Consider the following 4,832-nt stretch of genomic DNA (forward strand, 5'->3'; position numbering starts at 1 on the left):
AGTCGCACACGCTCAACCCGCGACCACGGAAACGACTCCAATGGCGAACCCCCGCTGAAGCTTGGAACGAACACCTACGATCAATCCAACAGCAACGTGTTGCTTCGACCAACTGAATACGCCATTGAGCAGCCGTGCTCGCTGAGCACCCTGCATATCGGCTCGACGCCTACTCAGTCTTGTATCGATTGTCGATGATCACTTGTTGTTGCGGCCCTGTTCGGCTGCGAAGAAAACCGATGCCGACTTCCGGATTTCGTTGGCAGGCTTGAGTCCCGGTCCTCGGCCCGGAGCTTGCGCATCTCCGCTGCCATCTCCGTTGCCACACCAGGTCGTTCGCGGCGTCAGTTTGCGCCTTCCAGATCCAGCTGAGCAGCGTCTGTGCTGTTCCGATGCCGAGTTTTTTGCGACGGATTCGAACGCGGCCCACTCCGACGGGTAATCGTGTTGGGCCTCGGCGACCATCCGCACCGCACGCTCACGCAGTTCGGGCGGGTATCTCTGTTCGTTCCTGACGACATGACTCCATCTCTCCCAAAGGATAGAAGTTCCGGAAACTCCGGGGATTCAAATCAGTTGTGTGATTTGCAGAATCTTCTGTTGCTCTGGATCTGCGCGAAGCACTTCTTTTGCAGTTCGCCTTTCGGCCGCATGTATACAGCCTGGTAGTTCGTTTGTGGGATCTTCGCATCCCTATAGTCTTCGAAAAAGGTACGCAATTTGTTCCTGTTCAGACATTTGTCTCAGACATCGACAACGCTCCGCATTATTTACCGGTAGCGTCCAGAAATCGCGTTCTTTTGCGGAAATTGACTGCGCAAATGGGGCAGGTTCCCCTCATTCCGATGATCCTGCTGCTCACGGCACTCACTGTGGTCAGCGCGAACGCCGCGTACGTGATTAAATCCGCCGACCATCACGTGGTTGCTTCGCAATTTCCGGGCTGACTAAATTAGTGGACCACTTGCTTCAGGACGGCTATTTAACACTAACTCTGATTGTGGGGGATGAAATTTCATCTGAACTCGCCTATGCTTGTCGCACACAACAGTCAGGGGATGCTATTGCTTAAAGTCAGAAGTGCGCAGGTGAGGCCTCTGCGCACTTCCTCGATTAAGGGAATCGAAATTCCGAGTGAGATTTTAGAATATTTACAATTTCGAAAGACGAATACGGCAAAGGCGCATGGTACAAGATCAACGAAGACGAAAAAGGGCGACCAGCTCGGATGTTGCGGCTCATGCTGGAGTCTCGCGAACTACGGTATCTTTGGTTGTTAACCGTCAGGATAAATCAATCAGCAAGTCGACCCGCGATCGGGTGAAGAGAAGTATTGAAATTCTCGAATATATACCGGATGCTAATGCAAAATCTTTGCGATCGCACCACACGGACATCGTCTTGATGTCAATACCAAATTATCATGATGCTGACGTAGCAGTTCGTTTTGTCACTAAATTTCGTCAAGAACTCGAGAAGTATAATTTACGATTAATAATTGATGCAGATATGAATTCATTGCCAGCTGAGTCGGTCCGACGTTGGTGCTCATACCGACCCAGAGTTGTGTTCGCCCCATCTTCTATATGTGGAAAAGAGTCTGCAGATCTCCTTCGTAGAGAAGGTGTGATGGGAATTCTACTCATGTCCGATAAACCTGTGCGATACGCATCCTCGCTCGTAATGAGTCAGGGGGTCGGCGAAGTGGCTGCTCGCTTCCTCATCGAAAAGAAAGGGCACAGACGTATTGCCTACTTGGCACCGCCAAATTCCAATTCGTATGATTTTGCCGATACCAAATATCACGAGTTTATGAGGATATCTACCAAATTCGGCGCAACGACAGAAAAAATAAACTTTGATCTCACCAAAGGAGAAATCGTTAAGATTGTCCAGAACTGGATTTTAGAGGGTTCCCTACCCTCTGCAATATATGCTTATAATGACAATTATGCAATAGCATTGATTTCTGTTTTAAGTAAATGCGGTGTGCGGGTTCCTGAGGATATAGATGTGGTCGGTACAGATAATACTGATCTGGGTTCAATCTTAGAATTGACTACCGTGTTCCTTGATATTGAAAAGCTTGCAAAACGTGCTGCTTATAGCGTAGTGAGGCTCGCCGCAGGGAAGTCTCTTTCATCTAAACGAAGTCGAAACGATTTGGTGGCCGAGTTAGTTGAACGTAAAACAACGATTTAAGGATGCTTGACTATCTAGCTAATTTAGACGAGTAACCTATCAGGGTCGGGCTTATTCTGCTGCGCGTCCAGGCGATGTTATTTAAGTGAAACGAGATCGCATTATCGAACTTCTAGTTAAGTTCGACAGATTGGCATTTTTCCTGTGTGAGATTACCTGCCCAATGTGCGCTGAATAACTACCTAATGAAAATCCTTCCGAGTATTGTCGGATCGAAATCCAATAGTCCACATGGTCGGCAATTTTCAATGAATAATACTTCTGTGTGTATGCAATTTGTTTGATATAGTTGCAAAAAATATTCAATGAAAGTGTCGTGTGGAGAAATATCTGTGGGCGATTCAACAGTTAGAAAATAGTGATTAGAATAGCCAAGGTGCCGCGTAAGAATTTTTAGATCGACTGACTAGGCTGCCTGCTATTTTTAGCTCCAAAATTGACGATGCTCTGATTGTTACTTCCGCTTACCATGTTCGATGGTGACAGCAGAATTTTGTGTAGCCTTTTCGTCTATATCGAAATGTTCGTTACTCAGACGCATTTTAGCGATATTTATATAATCGAGCGCAATGGATGAAATCATGTTTTTCCTTCCAGATTTGGAAGTAATTTTCTTGATTGAATCGTACCTCCGCTTTCAAGAAAAAGTAAGCAAATGAATACTTAATTTGAAAGAAAGTTAATAGTTCTAATTCTTGTCCGTGATCGGGCATTTTAAGTTGGCAAATTGCTTTACTATTCGGCTTTCAGTGGGGATCTGGACACCAGTTTCCCGCAAGGAGCGACCGTGCCCGTCCGTTTACTAAATACGGATTGCCCGCGCGGAATTGTAGAAAATGCACAATTAGCTGTTAGCGTTCGATAGTTTCGAACCCGCCTATACCTCAGACCGACGACTAGATTGTCGTATAAATTCAAGGTGCGGGCTACGCGCCCGTGGTGCGACGGAAATCTGTCAATCCAGGTGCCTCCAGTCGGATTCGAACCGACACTGTACGGATTTTAAGTCCGTTGCCTCTGCCAATTGGGCCATGGAGGCTCTACCTAAGAACTCCGCTCTATCCGATTAGTGAAAATCGCAGCGAAAAAAATCAGGAATTTCATAGAATGGGTGACAACTTTGGGCAAGATCGCAGATGAGATCCTGTCGTGCCACTAAATTCCAAGAATAAAGAAGGGTGGTTAACCCTTGGCCTGTCTGTTTCGTGCTGGCGACCGTGTGACCGGTTGATCGACTTCGCAGGGCCTTCGGTGATGTAAACGAACTGATCAGGCAGCTACATGGCCGCCGGTCAGCACGCGGTATGCGTAGGTACTGGCGATCAACGCGACGGGTGCCGTCACGAGAAGGCCGATTCCGCACAGCAGTGCGCCGATGATGTTGATACCGATCAGAGCGAGCGCCAGAAGGATCAACGTTCCGACGTTCGACGAGGTCAACGCATAGCTCGATTTGATGCCCGAAATCGCATCCTGGTTCTTGTCCACGATGAAGGTCAGCGTGTAGTAGAGCAGGAACGCCGCGATGATGCCGGGAATGATGCAGAGAGCCAAGCCGACATAGGTGGCGACGGCGACAAGGAAACCGCCGAGAACAACTGCGCCGATGTTGGTGAATTGGAAGAAGGTACCGAAGGCCGGCTTGATTCCATCCAATTCGCTCAATGCTCCGCGGAGGAATGCGGCTTGGATGATGTAGCCGACGATTGCGGTGACCAATCCACCCACAATGGACAGCGCGCTGAACTCTGTGTTGGTGTAGTCAAAGCCGTTGAAAGCGCCCTGGATGAGGCCGGTGATCAGAAAAGCGATGATCGAGATCCCGATCCAGACCAATGCGTTGTCTTTGAACTTGTTCCAGCCGTAGGTAATTGCAGCGCCCACGGAAAGCTGCGGTCCACGGAACCCTGACCCGTAGTCATTGGCGGGCGGCGGTGGGAAGTTGCAGCCTCCGGGCGGTAGTGGGTATATCCCTGGCGGCGGGCCATCTGCGGAAGAAGGTAATCCCTGCTGGTCATACGAATCCTGGGACGAAAATCGTCGGCCGTCCGCTGGATTATGGTGGGGGTCATTTCCGCTAGTCGCCATAAAATCTCCTTATTGATGTGAACTTCAAACTGAAGTGCAATGTTACGCGAAGTTGCGGATGCGAATACGGATGCGAAGGAGCCAACACCATCGTCAAGTTTGCGTAAATGTAATTTAAGTAAATAGATAGACTATCTGTTGTGGGTATGGACGTTGTTGACGCGGGACTCAAGAGCAGGCGGGCTGGTTCTCGGCGTAAGAATGGGAGTTGCGACATAGCCGTTCTCGACAAAGAAGGACCAGCCCTGTGACACACCGTAATGCCCTGCTGACAGCGGAGGGAAGACGACGCCTCGTCGAGCGGTGACGCACTCGTCCGGTAGCCCATGTGGCCGCCGAGATGGGGATTTCGGAAGTGCACCTCGAAGTGGGGCAATCCGTATCCCAAATACGGTGACCTGGGAATTACAGGACCGATCCAGCGCACCGCGCCACCACCCGGCCCCACCGCGGCGGGCGTCGTGGCCGAGATCGAATTCATGCGCCGGACCCGGAAATGGTCGGCCTCACGGATCACGTTCGAACTCCGAATGGATGGAACG

General features: G+C 49.8%; 3 protein-coding genes, 1 tRNA gene and 1 pseudogene. 3 read left to right on the top strand and 2 right to left on the bottom strand.

The window, feature by feature from the left end:
- The first annotated feature begins 821 nt into the window (after positions 1 to 821).
- Together RhoBH5_RS32240 and RhoBH5_RS32245 are read left to right on the top strand one after the other, a co-directional pair.
- Complete coding sequence (locus RhoBH5_RS32240; RefSeq protein WP_270009597.1) at positions 822 to 947, top strand: hypothetical protein; 126 nt, start codon at positions 822 to 824, stop codon at positions 945 to 947.
- Positions 948 to 1,185: 238 nt separating this feature from the next.
- Positions 1,186 to 2,202 carry a LacI family DNA-binding transcriptional regulator gene (locus RhoBH5_RS32245; RefSeq protein ID WP_270009598.1) on the top strand — a complete coding sequence of 339 codons (1,017 nt, stop codon included), beginning with the start codon at positions 1,186 to 1,188 and terminating at the stop codon, positions 2,200 to 2,202.
- A 965-nt stretch (positions 2,203 to 3,167) separates the two neighbouring features.
- Here the strand turns inward: RhoBH5_RS32245 and RhoBH5_RS32250 are convergent.
- Together RhoBH5_RS32250 and RhoBH5_RS32255 are read right to left on the bottom strand one after the other, a co-directional pair.
- A tRNA-Leu gene (locus RhoBH5_RS32250) sits at positions 3,168 to 3,241 on the bottom strand.
- Positions 3,242 to 3,471: 230 nt separating this feature from the next.
- On the bottom strand, positions 3,472 to 4,086 hold the full coding sequence (locus RhoBH5_RS32255; protein WP_270009599.1) for a hypothetical protein: 615 nt from the start codon (positions 4,084 to 4,086) through the stop codon (positions 3,472 to 3,474).
- 530 nt (positions 4,087 to 4,616) lie between these two features.
- Between RhoBH5_RS32255 and RhoBH5_RS32260 the strand changes: the two are divergent.
- Positions 4,617 to 4,832: pseudogene (locus RhoBH5_RS32260) on the top strand (hypothetical protein); the annotation flags it as partial.

The organism is Rhodococcus sp. BH5 (genome assembly GCF_027583855.1).
Taxonomy (GTDB): domain Bacteria; phylum Actinomycetota; class Actinomycetes; order Mycobacteriales; family Mycobacteriaceae; genus Rhodococcus_F; species Rhodococcus_F qingshengii.

Excerpts from the sequence above, each read along its gene's own strand:
- RhoBH5_RS32240 (WP_270009597.1), top strand. The coding sequence starts at position 822 with ATGGGGCAGGTTCCCCTCATTCCGATGATCCTGCTGCTCACGGCACTC.
- RhoBH5_RS32245 (WP_270009598.1), top strand. The coding sequence starts at position 1,186 with ATGGTACAAGATCAACGAAGACGAAAAAGGGCGACCAGCTCGGATGTT.